Raw genomic sequence first — 17,396 nt, forward strand, 5'->3', positions numbered from 1 at the left:
TAAGATAGCCACTTGAGAGCGGGCGGCGCCGGGGGGCGTCCGAGTCTCTTGGGGGGTTTTTAGGGATGAAAGGTGCCTTTCGGGCGGCTGCGGCTGCCCTGTTGTTCTGCATGTCTGCCGCTGGCGCAGCGCAGGAACGGTCCGCGATCAAGCCGGACTTTGCGTTCCCGACCGATCGCCAGCCGACCATCGTGGTCTTCCGGCCCGAAGTGCAGGTCGGCACATTGACGGCGGGCGGGGTGGATGAACCCAATGCGGACTGGACCGGCAGCGCGCGCAATCTGATCGAGGAAGCCATGCGCCGGAACGATACGGTGTCGGGCGCGAAGATCGTCTTCGCCGCCGATCCAGAAGGCGACGATGGCGCCTATCTGGCCGAGTATCGCGCGCTGTTCCGCGCGGTCGCCCAGTCGATCCAGATCCACAAGCTGTTCGTCGGCCAGCGCCTGCCGACCAAGCGCGAGACGTTCGACTGGACGCTGGGCGAGGGAACGCAGCGTATAGCGCAGATGACCGGCGCCGATTATGCGCTCTTCTTCTTCACCCATGACGCCTATGGATCTGCGGGCCGCAAGACGGCGCAGATTTTCGGTGCGATGTTTGGCGTCGCGATCATACCTGGCGTCCATATCGGCTATGCTGGGCTGGTGGACCTCAAGAGCGGCGACGTGATCTGGTTCAACGCCGATCCGCAGATGGGCGGCGATGTGCGGACGGCCGGGGGGGCGGACAAGCGCGTCGGCCAATTGCTGGATGGCTTCCCCGGACGCGTGGTCCCGGACGCAACCGCGCCGGTGAGCGCCAGCAAATGAGGTTCGGCCGTCTGGTGAAGGCGGCCACCCTGGCCGCCACGCTGACGCAATCCATCCCGTTCGCGTCGGCACAACCCGCAATCCAACCGCCCATCGTCGTCACGGCTGGTCCCTACCAGCCGCAGGACAAGGATGAACGCGGCCTGTGGATGCAGATGGACGAGCAGGAGCGCAAGCTCAGGACATCCAATTTCGTGATCCGTGACGCGGCGCTCAACGCCTATGTCCGGGACGTTTTCTGCCGTACGGTCGGGCCGCGCTGCGCGGAGGTGCGCATCTACATCATGCGCACGCCCTATTTCAACGCGAACATCGCGCCCAATGGCATGATGCAGCTCTGGTCAGGCCTGCTGCTGCGCACCCGCGACGAAGCGCAACTGGCCGCCGTGCTGGCGCATGAATATGGCCATTATGCCGACCGCCATTCGCTCCAGCTCTTCCGGCAGACGAAGGACAAGGCGGCATCGGCCACCTTCTTCGCCATGTTCGGGCTGGTCGGCGCACTGGCGGCGCTGGGGCAGATTTCCGCCATCATGGAATTTTCCCGCGACCAGGAGGCGGCGGCCGATGCCGGATCGGTGACGCTGCTGGCCAGGGCGGGCTATGATCCCATGGCGGCTAGCCGCATCTGGGAGCAGTTTCGGGCCGAGGCGGACGCCACCGCCGCCGCGCGAAAGGTGAAAAGCCGCAAGGATAGGACCGGCGGTCTGTTCGCGTCGCACCCGCCCAGTGCGGATCGCGTCGCGGCGCTGCGCGCGCAGGCGGCGGCTCTGACTGGCCCCATCGGCAATCGGGTCAATCGCGACGCCTATCGGACGGCGCTCGCAAATTTCTGGCCGTCGCTGATCGACGACCAGATCAAGCTCAACGATTTCGGCGCGACCGAATATCTGATCGGTCATCTTGCCGACCAGGGATGGACGCCCGCGCTCAGCTACGCGCGGGGCGAACTGTATCGCACGCGTGGGACCGCGACCGACCTGACGGCTGCGGCGGGCTATTATCGGACGGCCTGTGCGGACGATGGAGCGCCGGTGGAAAGCTGGCGCGGCCTTGGCCTGGCGCTGTTGCGATCGGGAGACGCCGATGGCGGCCGCGACGCCCTGAAAACCTATCTTACCCGAAAACCCGACGCCCCGGACCGGGCGATGATCGCCATGATGGCAGGAGTGAATTGAAGATGCGCGCGAAACATGGATGGACGGCGGCGATGGTTCTGGCCATGACCGCCAGCAGTCCGGCGATGGCCGGCTACAAGCTGATGCCCAAGAACATGGCGGTCGCTGTTGCTAAGTCGGGCCTGACGGTGACGCCGGGCATCGACTGGAACCGCCTGGGCGCGCGGCCGGGCCGCAATGCCGAAAGCTGGACGCTGGACGGGCTGTCGCTGAACGATGTCACTTTCTATGGCGGCATCGCCAACGACACGACCTTGTTCCGGGACGCCAAGAAGAAGACCGATCCGCTTCCGCGCTTTTCCTCGACCATGCTGGTGCCGGATATCGCCCAATTGTTCGAGAGCAGCTATCGCGTGTCCAATGGCACGTCGCTGATGGCGATCGACACGGTCGAGCCGGCGACCTTCGCAGGCAAGCCGGGTTTCCACTTCACCTATAATTTCGTGGTGCAGGGTGAGGAGGTCCGGCGCAAGGGTGTGGCCGACGGCGCGATCATCGACGGCAAGCTCTACATGATCACCTATGAGGCGCCGGTCATTCATTATTTCGATGCAGGTGAGGCTGCGGCTCAGGCTCTGGTCGCCAGCGCGCAGTTGGTCTCCATCAGACGCTGACAGTCGGCAATCGCAAATAAGGGGCGCCGCCGGGGGGACCAGCGACGCCCCTCTTTCATGCCCGGCGCCCTTGGGGAGGGTATGCTGCCGGAGCGGAGCAGGCGGACCGGGAGGGTCTGTGGGGTGTGGCCCGCCTGTTCATCAGTCAGACGTCACAGGATGAAGTTAACCGTCGCCCTGAATGAGATGGCGACGTGATTTTGTTGTTCTTCCGCACCGAATTCACCGCCGATGCGGAAACTGTCCGTGCCGCCGTAGAGGCGCGCGCGGCCTGTCCAGCCATTGGTCCGATCTTCCGACACCAGCGTGAACCGATCGCCGCCCTTGAAATAGGCAGTGGTGTCGCCGAGCGACCCGCCGATGATCTGACGGCGGCCGCCCTCCAGTTCAAGGCGCAGCCAGCCATCGGCCGGGTTGAGCGAGCCGAAATCATAGCCTGCCGTCACCGTGCCGTTGGCCGTCGTTTCGTCGCTGGTGCGGCCGAGGACGGTTAGGTTGAAGGCGTCGCCGCCGCCGGTTTCGGCATAGCCGTCTTCCTTCAGGCGATAATAGTCGATGCCGACCGCCGGGCGCAGGCCGAAGCGGCCCATCTGGAACTGGTAAGACGCGCCGGCTGTGGCCGAATAGAGCTTGCCGTCCCATTTGCCGTTGGCGGTGCGGGTGACGTCGCCATTCTCAAAATGGCGGGTGCCCGAAAAGTTGATCGTCGCGGCCGACAGGCGGGCGAAGGCCAGCAGCGGACCCCATTGGCCGCGCCAGTGCGCCGCCAGCTCATATTGGTCGGAATCGACCGCATTGTTGGAGCCGCCAGAGGAATCGCTGCCGTGGATATAAGCGAGCGACCCGCCGAACGCGCCCAGTTCGGTCAGATATTCGGCGCCGCCGCCCGCGCCCCAGCCGTTGATGTCGTAGGAGGCGGTGCTGCCCACGCTCTTGGCGCTGCCGAAGGCGACCTGCTGCAACCAGAAGCCGAGGCGGCCGTCCTTGGTGCGGTAGATGCCATTGGGGTCGGACAGGATGCGCGCGGTCGCCCGCGAACCCGCCGTCACCGCCTCGAAGGTGCCGCCGGCATGGTCGGGCAGCATCTGGCGCAGATTGGCGTTCAGCGTGTTGCCGTCCGCAATAGCTAGATAGGCGCCGGCAATGCCGCTGTCATTGTCGAGCGCATTGAAGATGGCGGAGTAGGCGCGTGCCACCGAGCCGCTGAGGCCGAGGTCGGATACGCTCTTCGCCGCGATCGAGAGGGTAACGGTGCCTGCCGCGCTGTCGCTGTTCACCGTGCCCTTGAAAATATAGGGCAGGTCGGTGGTGGTGCTCGACAAAGTCGGCGATCCGTTCAGCGATCCGGCGCGGACGATGACATAGTCGCCTTCCGATCCGCTGACCTGGGTCAGGTTGACCTTGACCTTCGCACCGCTGGCGAAGGTCGCCGCACCGGCGACGTCATAGCTGGTGTGCGTATCTTTCGCCGCGTCGATGGTCACGCCGATGGTGGAGGTGCCGCTGGCGGACAGCGAGGCGAGTGACACCGCGCCGGCATTGGTGGCGTTGAGCGTGCCGCCATTCAGCACGACCGCGACATTGCCGCTGTTGCTGAGCGCGCCCGACAGCGATGAGGTGCCGCCCAGAGTCAGCGTACCGCTGCCGCTGCCGAAATCGACTGCGCCCGCAATTTTTGCGGTGTCGGCGAGGGTGAGCGTCGAACTGCCCGCGCCAAAGGCGATGTCACCGGTCAGGCTGGATGCGCCCGACAGGGCAAGGCTGTCATTGCCCGCGCCGAAGCTGACATCGCCGGTGATGGTGCCCGCCGACACCGTCACCACGTCATTGCCCGATCCAAGGCGGATATCGCCCCCGATCGACGGCGCGGTGGCGGTGGAGGAGGCAAGCGCCTGGGTCAGGGTGACGCCGCTGCTGTTGGCGCTGAGATCGATCGCGATGTTCGATCCATCCTTGCCGCCGGTCGCCGTGATCTTGCCGGTGTTGGACAGGCTGGAGACGGTGCCCGACGAATCGAGGATCGCGATGGCAGTGCCTTTTTCAGAGCTGAGAGCGGATGCGCTGATCGCGCCGCTGACCTTGATCGATCCGACAGTAACCCCGGCATCGATCACCAGACCGCGGGCCGAGGTGCCGTCCTTCGACGATCCGGTTGCGCCGACAGTGCCGCTGACCTCGACCGTGCCCGTGCTCGCGCCCGATCCGACACGCAGCGCGGTGGCATTGCTGTCATAGGAAACGGCCGCCACGGTGCCCTTGACCAGCACGCCCTTGGCGATCGACACGTCGCCGCCCAGGCCGCCGATGGCAAGGCCATTGGCGTCAACGCCGTCATAAATGCCATAGCCGGCGATCCCGCCATTGACGATCAGGCCATAGCCGGTGCTGTCGCCGGTCACGGCGCCGATCACGGTGTCGGCATCGGCCGCGCCGATCTGCACGGCCGCCGCCTTGCCATAGGTGATGACCGTGGCGCTGCCTTCCGTGCTGTCGGTCAGGCCGTCATTGTCGATATCGTCGTCGTCATCGTCGAGCGTCGGCGGCACGTCGAAGATCACGCCGCCCGCCACATTGCCCGCGATGACCAGGGCCGATCCCCCTTGGAGCAGGTCGTCGGCGTCGAGCTTCGTCACGTCGCTCGGGCGGGTGGTGGTGCGATAGCCGGTGCTGACGATGCTGCCCTGGATCTTCACCGTGCCGCTGACGTCGCCCAGCAGCGCTGCGCCGATGCTGTTGGCGCCGGTGACGGAAGTGGTTCCGCGCAGCGTGACATTGCCGGTGACGTCATTGGCCAGGACGCCATAGCTATTGTCGCCGACCACCGTGGTCGAACCGCTGGTGGACAGATTGCCGGTCAGCGCGCCGTCGAGGCGGATGCCCGCCGACTGGTTGCCCTCAATGGAGATGGTGCCGCTATGGACGATGTCGCCGGTGTGGGCGGCGCCGGACTGGACCCATATGGCGGTCTTGCCGCTCCCCCTGGCGAAGGCGCCGTCGACATCGCCGTCGCTGTCGCTGTCGGTCGCGGTATAATCCTCGGTCAGGGTGATGGTGCCGCTGTTGGTGACGGTGCCGTTCGTGCCGGGCGCGACCAGGATGCCAGCGACATTGTCGGCATCGTTGATGGTGATGGTGCCGGCATTGGTGACGGCATGGCTGCTGTCCATCGTCACCGCCGCGCCGCTGGTCAGCGTGATCGATCCCGCCGACGTGATGTTGATCGAATCGGCCGCGCCGCTGGCGATGGTGGACGTCCTGACGGCGGCGGTGGTGGCGGTCGAGATCGTGGTTTCGGCGGCCGCGTCGGCCACCGTCAGAGCCGCCAGCACGGGGGCGATGGCCGTGCAGGCCAGTAGATGTCGCATGATGTCTCCTCTGCGTGTCGCGCTGAATGTTCTGTGCGCGCGTGCGTTTGGGACGACGCCCGGCGGTGCATCCCGTCAGGCAGTGCGATGATTTTGTTCAGAAAGCGAAATCGATCCCGATTCGCAGCGTGCGAGGACGCAGGGGGGTGTAATAATCGGTCCGCAGGTCGAAGGGCGTGCCCAGCGAGAAGCGGTTGCCATTGCTGTCGAGCAGATTGGTGAGCGACAACGAATATTGCACCGGGCCGCGCGTCAGGCTGGCGGTCAGGCTGGTGTCGACATAATTGCCCTGGGTCTGGCCCAGGATCGGGCCGACTCCCAGACGCGACTTGCCGACATAGCGAGCAGAGCCATTGAGGTGGAAATCGAGGTCGCCGGCCAGTGGCGCGCGATAGTCGAAGGCGAGCCGGCCGCCGATATTGGCGACATTGGGAAGGGACAGCGAGCGGCCGTCATAGGACAGGGCGCGCAGGAACTGGGCCGGTTGGCTGAGGCGGCTGTCATTGTAGATGAAGCTGCCGTCGAGGGTGAACGCCGGGAGCGGGCGGACGACGATGCGCCCCTCGACCGTGTAGATGCGGCCGTCGCCGATATTGGCGGTGGTAGGCAGGCCGATCCGATCGGTGACATCGGCCTGGATATCGCGCCAGTCGGTATAGGCGGCGTTGGCGCTGATCGCGAGCGTATCGCGGCCGGGAATTCCCTTGCGAAAGCCCAGTTCGAAGGTCGAGATGCGATCATTTTGGAAACGCCGCACACGCTGATCGTCGACCGCCAGGCCGCCGGGGCGGAAGCCTTGCTGGAACTTGGCGTAGAGGGTGACGCCCGGAATGGAGTCGGTCAGCAGCGAGGCGGAGGGCAGGAAGACCGTCTCGCTGCGGTCCGCCTGCGCCTCCGCCCGTGCCAGCACGGCGGAAGAAAGGGCGGCGACGGGATCGAGTGCTTCGCCCGACAAGCGGCTGTTGGTAAGGCGGCCGCCGAAGGTGGCGATGAGTCCTCGGGTCGGTTCGAACGAGGCTTCGCCGAACAGGGTGGCTTCCTTGACGCTGTTGCGCACGCCGGTCGCGGTGGCGGGCCGTCCCATGCCATAGACCGGAACGCCGGGAATGACCTCCGGCTGGGCGGCGGCCAGACCAAATCCGGTAAGGGAGCGGTTGAGCCGGGAGGTGCTTTGCAGATAGGAGGCGCCCACTATCCAGCCCAGCCCATTGTCGAGATCGCGCACCAGCCGGTTTTCCGTGGAAAAAATATCGACCTTGTTGGTCTGGCGGAAAAGGGCAGGTGCGCCGTCCTGCTGGGTCGCGTCATAGCTTTCCGCCAGTTCGTTCCGCACATAGCCGGTCGAGGAAACGAAGCGCAGATTGTCCCATTGCCGTTCGATGCGCAGATTGCCGAGCAGATAGTCCGAAAGATAGGGCTGGGCGACGGCCGATGCGCGCTGGAGCCGCCCGACCGAGCGCGCCGCATATTGGGCATCGTCGCCGTCGATATGCTGGTAGACGCCGGTAAGATCGATCGTCCAGTTCTCGTCGGGCGCAAAGCGCAGCGCGGCGCGACCGCCCCAGGTGCGCACCCGGTTGACGTCGTCCTTGTCGCGATTGACGTCGTCGATATAGCCGCCTTCCTGCACGCCATAGCCGACGACCCGCAGCGCGAGTTTTTCCGCGACGATGGGGATATTGAGGGTTGCCGAAACATCGCCGCCGGGATCGCCATGCTGGGTCGCGGTCAGTCCTGCCGATGCTTGCCCGCCATATTCGGCCAGATTGGGGGCGTTGGGCATGATACGGATGATGCCGCCCAGCGACCCCGCGCCATAAAGCGTGCCCTGTGGTCCTTCCAGCACCTCGACCCGGCCGATGTCGTAGAGCTTAAGATCCGGGTCGGGCGCGGCATAGTTCAGACGCATGTCGCCCAGATATTGGCCCGTCGTCGCCTGGGTCGGTCCGGCGACGCCCGAATCCGCGATGGCGCGGATGAACAGCTTGTTGCGGCCATTGCCGGCATGGGTCGAGCTGAGGCTGGCAATGCGCGCCAGCAGGGTGGCGGTGCCGTTCGCCGCCTCGCCGCTGGTGAAGGCGGGGTTGTCCATTGCCTCGACCATGCCGGCATAGCGGAGCAGGGGCGTATCGCGCTTGGAGGCGGTGACGATGATTTCGGCGGGCGGCGGATCGGGCGGGGGAGCGGCCGGTATCGGCGCTGGGGCAGCGGCGATCGGTGTGGGTGCGGGACGCGCGCGGACGATGCGCCAGGTGGTGGCGTCGATCCGCACCGCCGTCGCGCCCGTTCCCTTCAACAGCCGCCTGAGAGCGGCGTCGACCGACAACTTGCCTTCGACGCCAGCGGTCGCGATACCCGCCAATGACTGATCGGACATGCCGATGCTGACGCCTGTCTGACGGCCGAGCGCGATCGTCGCCTCGCCCAGCCGGCCGGGGGCGATGCGGATCATCTGTCTGTCCGCCGCTTGCGCGGGCGTCGTGCTCGCTATGATGAGGGCGGTGACAAGAAGAAGCTCAGCTCTGCGGCCCATTTCCTTCCTTGATTGGCCCTTCCTTCAGCAGCCACGCATCGCCCTGTCGCACGGCGGACAGGCCCATCAGCGGCGCGGCGCCCGCGAAGAAGCGCACCGCGTCCCTGTCGAGGCGGATGGTGCCGGTGAAACGGCTGGCTCCGGCCTGCGGCGTGAAATGCACGGTGACGCCGAGCGAGCGGGCGATATCCTCGCCCACCTGCCTCACCGGCGCATTGGCATAGACCAGATTGCCCTGACGCCAGCTGGCGACGGCGGCGGGCGCGACGTCCATGACGCGCAGTCCGTCGGCATCATCGGCAAGGCCCCGACCGGCGGGGAGGGCGATGGCTTCGGCCTGCGGGTTATAGATCACCTTGCCTTCTGACACGCCGATGCGGGTGGCGCCGCTGGCATGGACGATGTTGAACACCGTCCCGGCATCCTCGAACACGGCGTCGCCCACCGTCACGCGGAAGGGATTGGCGGCGTCATGACGCACGGTGAAGGCCGCTTCGCCGCTGTCCAGCGCGGCGAAGCGCGCATTCTTATGATCGAGGCGCAGGCTGGTGCCGCCGTTCAGTTCGATCTTCGTGCCGTCGTCGAGCGCGATGCTGCGCGTCTCGCCCGGCCGTGTCGTCACGGTATAGATGTCGGCGCGGTTGAATGTGCCGATGGAGACGGCCGCGACCAGCGCCGCCGCGATCGCGCCGCCGCCGACCCAGCGCCACGGACGGCGGCGCGGCGCGACATCGTTCGCCGCGACCGGCATGGTCACGGATTCCGGTGGAATGATCGTATCGAGATCGGCGTCCGCCGCCATCAGCGCGTCATAGGCCGCCGCATGTGCGGGATCGCCCTCCAGCCAGAGGGTGAAGGCGTCCCAGTCGTCAAATTGGGGGTCGCGCGTGGCAATGACCCACGCGAGCGCCTCCTGATCCATCATGGCTCCAGCCCTGTTCATATCTTGCCCCTTACAGAGCCTGACGCCGCCGACCCGATCATTCCGTATCCATTTTCTGCTTGAGCGCCAGCATCGCACGATAGGCCTTTTGCAGATCCTTTTCGACGGTGGTCAGGCTGACGCCAAGTTCGGCGGCAATGATCTTCTGCCCGACGCCCTCGATGCGGAAGCGGCGGAACACCAGTTCGACGCGGGGGCCAAGGTCGCGCAGCACGCCGCGCGCTTCATCCAGCTTCTGGTTCAGGATCATGCGGTCGTCGATCGCGATGTCCTCGGTCGGGTCGGCCATGACCCCGCCCGCGCCCTCCGCCCAATCCTGTTCGCGCCGCTCGCGCCGGGTGGCGGAGCGGTAGCGGTCCAACATGAGGTTGTTGGCCATGCGATAGAGATAGGGCAGCGGATCACTCACCGGGCCGAGATCCTTGGCCTCCAGCTTCATCCACATATCCTGCAACAGATCCTCCGCATCGTCTCCCGCGCCGCGCGCGCGCAGGAAGCGCAGCAGGGCGGGACGATTTGCCATGAATATCGCGGAAAGGCCGGTGGCCATGCCTGTCTTTGTCCAATGCGTGGCGATCAGGCGGGTTGCCATAGAGGGGAGGGAGGGGTCTTGGCAATCGGCAAGCTGTTTACCTGCGCGCATGGCTGCTCTAGCGCGGGGCGAGGAAGGCAGGAGCATAGGCGCACATGATCGAAGGTCTGGACAGGGTGGCGGCGCGGGCGGCGGGGATGGACCCGGACCGGCTGGAGGCGCTGGTCGACTTTCTGGACCGGACTTACGTCGCCTCCGGCAAGCTGCCGCACATGCACTTGCTGCTGTCGCGCGATGACGTGCCGCTGCTGTCGGTGGCGCGCGGCGAAGCGCGCACCAAGGGCGATACGCTGCGTAACGATGCCCTCTACCGCGTCGCGTCGATGACCAAGCCGGTAACGTCGGTCGCCTTCATGATGCTGGTCGAGCAGGGCAAGGTCGCGCTGGATACGCCGGTAACGGAGGTCATCCCCGAATTTGCCGACCTGCGAGTCGGACGGGCCAATCGGGCGCGACCGAAGCGGCCGATGCTCATGATCGATCTGCTGCGCCACACCTCGGGCCTGACCTACGGCCTGCAACGCCAGACGCCGATCGATGCGCGCTATCGCAAGCTGGGGCTGGACGAATTTCAGCAGAAGCGGACATCGGACCAGTTCATCGCGGATATCGCCACGCTGCCGCTGGAATTTTCGCCGGGCGAGCGGTGGAATTATTCGGTGTCAACCGATGTGCTGGGCGTGGTCGTGGAGCGGCTGACGGGCCTTGACCTCGAAACCCTGTTCCGCACGCGCATCTTCGAGCCGCTCGGCATGGTGGACACGGGATTCCTCCTGCCTCCCGACAAGGCGGATCGGTTGACAGACGCCTGGCGGCTTGGGCCGGACGGGGTTCGCACCGTCGGCGATCATGGCGCGCGCAGCGGCTGGCGGCGGGAACGCTTCCTGTCGGGGGGCGGGGGGCTTGTGTCCAGCGCGGCGGATTATCATCGCTTTGCGCGAATGCTGCTGCGCGGTGGTGAACTGGACGGGGCGCGGCTGCTGGAGCCGGAGACGGTCGCGCAGATGCGCAGCAACCAGTTGCCCGGCGGGGGCGACCTGTCCACCATGTCGAGCGGCATGTTCAGCGAGGCGGACTATCAGGGCGTGGGCTTCGGCCTCGGCTTCGCCATGGGGCTGGCGGGCGGTGAATATTATTGGGGCGGGGTGTTCTCGACCTATTTCTGGATCGATCCGGTCGAACGGCTGATCGGCATCTTCATGACCCAGTTGCTGCCGTCCAGCGCCTATCCCGTGCGTGCGCAATTGCGGCAGGGTGTGGCGGACGCGATCGTGGCGAAACGGCTCGGCTGACGGGATCGAAAAGCGGATGCGCTTGCCATTGCTGCATCGCAAAATCGCCATGGCGCAGGGGAAAAGCCTGTGCCATCATTCGCGATGACTCATGAGGGGACCGCGCGATGACTCTCCAAGGCCCGACCATTCTTCCCAAGCCCGCCCCGAGACAGGTGGACCCGGAAGTGCTGGCGCAGGAGATTGTCGAGCGGCTGACCTACCGCATTGGCAAGAACGCCGCCGCCGCCAAGCCGCACGACTGGCTGCACGCGGTGATCCTCGAAATCCGCGACCGGGTGATCGACGCCTGGATCGCCTCGACCGAGAAGACCTATGAGGAACAGGGGCGGCGGGTCTATTATCTGAGCCTGGAATTTCTGATCGGCCGGCTGATGCGCGATGCGGCGTCCAATCTGGAGATGCTGGACGATTTGCAGGCGGCGCTGGACTCGCTGGGCGTCGACCTAGACCTGATCGCCGCGCTGGAGCCGGATGCGGCGCTGGGCAATGGCGGCCTGGGGCGGCTGGCCGCCTGCTTCATGGAAAGCATGGCGACGGTCGATGTGCCCGCCTATGGCTATGGCATCCGCTATGTGAACGGCATGTTCCGGCAGGAGATCAGCGACGGCTGGCAGGTGGAACTGCCGGAAAACTGGCTGGCGCACGGCAACCCATGGGAATTCGAGCGGCGCGAAGCGAGCTATGAGGTCGGTTTTGGCGGGCGCGTCGATCCGGCCGAAGGCGAGGAGGCCGGGGCGCACCAGATGCTCTGGAAGCCCAGCGAGCGGGTGATCGCGACCCCCTATGACACGCCGATCGCGGGCTGGCGGGGTAAGCGGGTCAATACGCTGCGTCTGTGGGAAGCGCAACCGATCGACCCGATCCTGCTCGACAAGTTCAATGCCGGCGACCATCTGGGGGCGCTGGCGGAGAGCAACAGGGCAGAGGCGCTGACCCGCGTTCTCTACCCGGCCGACTCTTCGCCGGCGGGACAGGAATTGCGGCTGCGGCAGGAATATTTCTTTTCCTCCGCTTCCTTGCAGGACATTGTGCGGCGGCACATCCAATATTTCGACGACATCAGGACATTGCCGGACAAGGCGGCGATCCAGTTGAACGACACCCATCCGGCCGTTGCCGTGGCGGAATTGATGCGCATCCTGCTCGACGATCATGGGCTGGATTTCGACGAGGCGTGGGAGATCACGCGGCGCACCTTCAGCTATACCAACCACACCTTGCTGCCCGAGGCGCTGGAAAGCTGGCCGGTGCCCCTGTTCGAGCGTCTGCTGCCCCGGCATATGCAGATCGTCTATGCCGTGAACAGCCGCTTGCTGGCGGAGGCACGGAGATCCGGGCAGTTCGATGACGGCGCGATCGGCGCGATCTCCCTGATCGACGAGCATGGTGGGCGGCGCGTGCGCATGGGCAATCTGGCCTTTGCCGGGTCGCACAGCGTCAACGGCGTGTCGGCATTGCATACCGACCTGATGAAGGTCACGGTCTTTGCCGATCTGCACAAACTCTATCCGGCGCGGATCAACAACAAGACCAATGGCGTCACCTTCCGCCGCTGGCTGATGCAATGCAATCATGGCCTGTTCATGCTTGTCCGCGAAGCGATCGGCGACCGGTTCATGGACGATGCTGAGGCGCTGCGCGATCTGGATCGCTTTGCCGACGACAGTGCGTTTCAGGAAAAGTTCCGGGCCGTGAAGTGCGCCAACAAGGCGGCGCTGTCCGACCTGCTGCGCAAGCGGGTCAACGCGCGGATCGACCCGGCCGCTTTGTTCGATATCCAGATCAAGCGCATCCACGAATATAAGCGCCAGTTGCTCAACATTGTGGAGGCGGTGTCGCTCTACGACCAGATACGATCACACCCGGAAAAGGACTGGGTGCCGCGCGTCAAGCTGTTCGGCGGCAAGGCCGCGCCCAGCTATCATAATGCCAAGCTGATCATCAAACTGGCGAATGACGTCGCCCGCGCGGTCAATCATGACCCGGCGGTGCAGGGGCTGCTGAAGGTCCAGTTCGTGCCCAATTACAATGTCTCCATGGCGGAGATGATGATCCCCGCCGCGGACCTCAGCGAACAGATTTCGACCGCGGGCATGGAAGCGTCCGGCACCGGCAACATGAAGTTCGCGGTCAATGGCGCGCTCACCATCGGGACGCTGGATGGCGCCAATGTGGAAATGCGCGACCATGTGGGCGAGGAGAATATCATCATCTTCGGCCTGACCGCGCAGGAGGTGAACGAACGTCGCGCCAATGGCTATGCGCCGCGCGAGGTGATCGGGCGGAGCCGGGAACTGGGGCAGGCGCTCGACGCCATTGCAAGCGGTGTCTTCTCGCCCGATGATCCAGGCCGCTACAAAGGGCTGATCCAGGGCATTTATGACCATGACTGGTTCATGCTCGCCGCCGATTTCGACAGCTATTCCGCCGCCCAGCGCAAGGTGGACCGGATATGGGAGGATCAGGCGCTCTGGGCGAAGAAGGCGATCCACAATGTCGCGCGCATGGGCTGGTTCTCGTCGGACCGCACCATCCGCGAATATGCGAATGATATCTGGAAGATGGGTGGATGAGCGAGGCTAGAATAGGCGCGTGCTGACGCCGGAGCAGATCGACCGGCTGGTGCAGGGCCGCGAGGACGATCCCTTTGCCACGCTTGGCGTTCATCCCGCGCAAAAGGGTTTTACCGCCTGCGTGATGCTGCCCGAGGCGGTCGGTGTCACCGCGCAGACGCTGGCGGGCAAGCCTGTCGGCGAACTGGAGCGGCTGCACCCCGACGGGCTGTTCTTCGGCAAGGTTGCGGTGCGCAAGCGCCAGCCGCTGCGCTATGTCGCGCAATATGCCGATGGCGGCGACTATGCGCTGGTCGATCCCTATGGCTTCGGCCCGGTGCTGGGACCGATGGACGATTATTTCCTGGCCGAAGGATCGCACGCCCGCCTGTTCGACAAGATGGGTGCCCATGTCATCAGCCATGAAGGCGTAACCGGCACCCATTTCGCGGTCTGGGCGCCCAATGCGAAGCGCGTGTCGGTGGTGGGCGACTTCAACCGCTGGGATGGGCGGCGCGGCCTGATGCGGCGCCGGGCAGATGCGGGCGTGTGGGAAATCTTCCTGCCCGAAGTGGAAGCGGGCAGCCCCTATAAATATGAGATTGTCGGCGCGGATGGCGAGGTGCTGCCGCTCAAGTCCGATCCCTTCGCGTTCGCGGCGGAACTGCGCCCCTCGACCGCCTCGATCGTCGCGCCGCCGCCGGATCATGTCTGGGGCGATGCGCGCCATGCCGAACATTGGGCCAGGGCCGATCCGCGCCGCGAACCCATATCCATCTACGAAGTCCATGCCGGCTCCTGGCAGCGGGACGAGCATGGCGGGTTCCTGAGCTGGGACGAACTGGCCAACCGGCTGATCCCCTATGTCGTGGGCCTTGGCTTCACCCATATCGAGTTTCTCCCGATCAGCGAGCATCCCTATGATCCGAGCTGGGGCTATCAGACGCTGGGCCTCTATGCGCCGACCGCGCGTTTCGGCGATCCGGCGGGCTTCGCGCGTTTCGTCGATGGGGCGCACCGGGCGGGCGTCGGCGTCATCCTCGACTGGGTGCCGGCGCATTTTCCGACCGACGAACATGGCCTGGCCCGCTTCGACGGCACGGCGCTTTACGAACATGCCGACCCGCGCAAGGGGTTCCATCCCGACTGGAACACCGCCATCTATAATTTCGGCCGGCGCGAAGTCGCGCAGTTCCTGCTGAACAATGCGCTCTTCTGGGCCGAGCGCTATCATGTCGATGGGCTGCGGGTCGATGCGGTCGCGTCGATGCTCTACCTCGACTATTCGCGCAAGGCGGGGGAGTGGATCCCCAACGACCATGGCGGACGGGAAAATGTGGAGGCGGTCGGCTTCCTCCAACAGATGAACAAGGCGCTTTATGGCGCGCATCCCGGCGTTATGACGATCGCGGAGGAATCGACCAGTTGGCCAGGCGTGTCGCACCCCGCGCACAGCGGTGGCCTGGGTTTCGGGTTCAAATGGAATATGGGCTTCATGCACGACACGTTGCGCTATCTGCAACGCGACCCGGTGCATCGCGTCCATCATCATGACGACATCACCTTCGGCCTGCTCTACGCCTTCACGGAGAATTTCGTGCTGGCGCTCAGCCATGACGAGGTGGTGCATGGCAAGGCGTCGCTGCTGCACAAGATGGCGGGCGACGATTGGCAGAAATTCGCGAATCTTCGCGCTTATTATGCTTTCATGTGGGGCTATCCGGGCAAGAAGCTGCTGTTCATGGGGCAGGAATTCGCCCAGCGCGCCGAATGGAGCGAGGAGCGCGCGCTCGACTGGCAGTTGCTGGAACATGCACCGCATCGTGGAGTCCAGAAGCTGCTGTGCGACCTCAATCGCCTCTATCGCAACCGGCCCGCGCTCCATGCGCGCGACTGCGAGGCGGAGGGGTTCGAATGGGTGCTGGTCGATGCGGCGGCGGACTCGGTCTTCGCCTGGGTGCGGCGCGCACCGGGCGCCATGCCGGTCCTGGTCATCAGCCATTTCACCCCGGTGCTGCGGCATAATTATCGGATGCGCCTGCCGTCGGGCGGACGCTGGCGCGAGATACTGAACAGCGATGCGCAGGATTATGGCGGCAGCGGGGCCGGCAATTTGGGGAGTGTACGGGCGGACGAGGAAGGCTGGGCCAATATCACCATTCCGCCCTTCGCAACCTTGATGCTGGAACTGGATTATTGAATACCGACGGCGCGTGCAGGCGATCGTGGGCGAAGTGAGGAGAGGCTCGATGCAGACCAAATATCAGCCGATCGCCCGTGATGCCATGGCCTATGTGTTGGCGGGGGGACGCGGCAGCCGGCTGGCGGAACTGACCGATCGGCGGGCCAAGCCCGCCGTCCATTTCGGCGGCAAGGCACGGATCATCGATTTCGCGCTGTCCAACGCGCTCAACAGCGGCATCCGCCGCATCGGCGTCGCGACGCAATATAAGGCGCATTCGCTGATCCGGCACCTCCAGCGCGGCTGGAATTTTCTGCGCCCCGAACGCAACGAGAGTTTCGACATATTGCCCGCCAGCCAGCGTATTTCGGAAAGCCAATGGTATGAGGGCACGGCCGACGCCGTGTTCCAGAATATCGACATCATCGAAAGCTATGCGCCCGAATATATGGTCATCCTGGCGGGCGATCATGTCTACAAGATGGACTATGAGCTGATGCTCCAGCAGCATGTCGACAGCGGCGCGGACGTCACCGTCGGCTGTCTGGAAGTGCCGCGCGAGGAGGCGGTCGGCTTCGGCGTCATGCATGTGGACGAACAGGACATCATCACCGACTTCGTTGAAAAGCCCAGGAATCCGCCGTCCATCCCCGGCCAGCCCGACATGGCGCTGGCGTCGATGGGCATCTATGTCTTCCGCACCCGCTTCCTGATCGAGCAACTGCTGCGCGACGCCGATGAGAAGGACAGCAAGCGCGATTTCGGCGGCGACATCATTCCCTATATCGTCAAGCATGGGAAAGCCGTGGCGCATCGCTTTTCCAGCAGCTGCGTGCGCGCGGAAAGCGAACTTGTGCCCTATTGGCGCGATGTCGGCACGGTGGACGCCTATTGGCAGGCCAATATCGACCTGACCGATGTCGTGCCCTCGCTCGACCTCTATGACCGGAGCTGGCCGCTCTGGACTTATTCGGAAGTCACGCCGCCGGCCAAGTTCGTCCATAATGAGGATGGCCGGCGCGGTTCCGCCACGTCTTCGCTGATCGCGGGCGGTTGCATTGTTTCGGGTTCCTCGCTGCATCGCAGCCTGCTCTTCTCCGGCGTTCGCACCCACAGTTTTTCGTCCGTCACCGAAAGCATCATCATGCCCGATTGCGAGGTCGGGCGCGGCGCCCGTCTGCACAAATGCGTGGTGGATTCGGGCATCATCATTCCGCCCGGCCTCATCATCGGCGAAAATCCCCAATATGACGCGCAACGCTTCCGCCGGACCGACAGCGGGGTGTGCCTGGTGACGCAGGCGATGATCGACCGGCTGGCGGCCTGAACG

General features: G+C 64.9%; 11 protein-coding genes. 7 read left to right on the top strand and 4 right to left on the bottom strand.

Features of this window, described 5'->3' with window-relative positions:
- Positions 1 to 110: 110 nt before the first annotated feature.
- From AC58EF_RS11995 to AC58EF_RS12005, 3 genes are read left to right on the top strand one after another with little or no spacing between them, the layout of a single operon-like run.
- Positions 111 to 812, top strand: coding sequence for a hypothetical protein (locus AC58EF_RS11995; RefSeq protein ID WP_497276496.1), 702 nt, complete (start codon positions 111 to 113; stop codon positions 810 to 812).
- Positions 809 to 1,990, top strand: coding sequence for a M48 family metallopeptidase (locus tag AC58EF_RS12000; protein WP_497276497.1), 1,182 nt, complete (start codon positions 809 to 811; stop codon positions 1,988 to 1,990). The genes AC58EF_RS11995 and AC58EF_RS12000 overlap by 4 nt, the downstream gene beginning before the upstream one ends.
- Positions 1,991 to 1,992: 2 nt before the next feature.
- Complete coding sequence (locus AC58EF_RS12005; RefSeq protein WP_497276499.1) at positions 1,993 to 2,604, top strand: hypothetical protein; 612 nt, start codon at positions 1,993 to 1,995, stop codon at positions 2,602 to 2,604.
- A gap of 152 nt (positions 2,605 to 2,756) precedes the next feature.
- Here the strand turns inward: AC58EF_RS12005 and AC58EF_RS12010 are convergent, their stop codons facing one another.
- The 4 genes from AC58EF_RS12010 to AC58EF_RS12025 all read right to left on the bottom strand — a co-directional run bounded on the left by AC58EF_RS12010 (position 2,757) and on the right by AC58EF_RS12025 (position 9,995).
- Positions 2,757 to 5,969 carry an autotransporter outer membrane beta-barrel domain-containing protein gene (locus AC58EF_RS12010; RefSeq protein WP_497276501.1) on the bottom strand — a complete coding sequence of 1,071 codons (3,213 nt, stop codon included), beginning with the start codon at positions 5,967 to 5,969 and terminating at the stop codon, positions 2,757 to 2,759.
- A gap of 97 nt (positions 5,970 to 6,066) precedes the next feature.
- Positions 6,067 to 8,502 carry a TonB-dependent receptor gene (locus AC58EF_RS12015; protein WP_497276503.1) on the bottom strand — a complete coding sequence of 812 codons (2,436 nt, stop codon included), beginning with the start codon at positions 8,500 to 8,502 and terminating at the stop codon, positions 6,067 to 6,069.
- Positions 8,486 to 9,427 carry a FecR family protein gene (locus AC58EF_RS12020; RefSeq protein ID WP_497276574.1) on the bottom strand — a complete coding sequence of 314 codons (942 nt, stop codon included), beginning with the start codon at positions 9,425 to 9,427 and terminating at the stop codon, positions 8,486 to 8,488. Before AC58EF_RS12020 ends, AC58EF_RS12015 begins: the two co-directional genes overlap by 17 nt.
- A 55-nt stretch (positions 9,428 to 9,482) precedes the next feature.
- Positions 9,483 to 9,995: an RNA polymerase sigma factor gene (locus tag AC58EF_RS12025; protein ID WP_497276575.1), complete on the bottom strand. Its 513-nt coding sequence runs from the start codon at positions 9,993 to 9,995 to the stop codon at positions 9,483 to 9,485.
- 137 nt (positions 9,996 to 10,132) lie between these two features.
- Here AC58EF_RS12025 and AC58EF_RS12030 point away from each other — a divergent pair, with 137 nt between their 5' ends.
- From AC58EF_RS12030 to glgC, 4 genes are all read left to right on the top strand, one after another.
- Positions 10,133 to 11,329: a serine hydrolase domain-containing protein gene (locus AC58EF_RS12030; protein WP_497276505.1), complete on the top strand. Its 1,197-nt coding sequence runs from the start codon at positions 10,133 to 10,135 to the stop codon at positions 11,327 to 11,329.
- A gap of 107 nt (positions 11,330 to 11,436) precedes the next feature.
- The gene (locus AC58EF_RS12035; protein WP_497276506.1) at positions 11,437 to 13,905 is read left to right on the top strand and encodes a glycogen/starch/alpha-glucan phosphorylase; all 2,469 of its coding nucleotides are present in this window, start codon (positions 11,437 to 11,439) and stop codon (positions 13,903 to 13,905) included.
- A 19-nt stretch (positions 13,906 to 13,924) separates the two neighbouring features.
- The gene (glgB, locus tag AC58EF_RS12040; protein ID WP_497276508.1) at positions 13,925 to 16,084 is read left to right on the top strand and encodes a 1,4-alpha-glucan branching protein GlgB; all 2,160 of its coding nucleotides are present in this window, start codon (positions 13,925 to 13,927) and stop codon (positions 16,082 to 16,084) included.
- 49 nt (positions 16,085 to 16,133) lie between these two features.
- The gene (gene glgC / locus AC58EF_RS12045; protein WP_497276509.1) at positions 16,134 to 17,393 is read left to right on the top strand and encodes a glucose-1-phosphate adenylyltransferase; all 1,260 of its coding nucleotides are present in this window, start codon (positions 16,134 to 16,136) and stop codon (positions 17,391 to 17,393) included.
- Positions 17,394 to 17,396: the final 3 nt, after the last annotated feature.

It is taken from the genome of Sphingobium sp. WR1 (assembly GCF_059693745.1).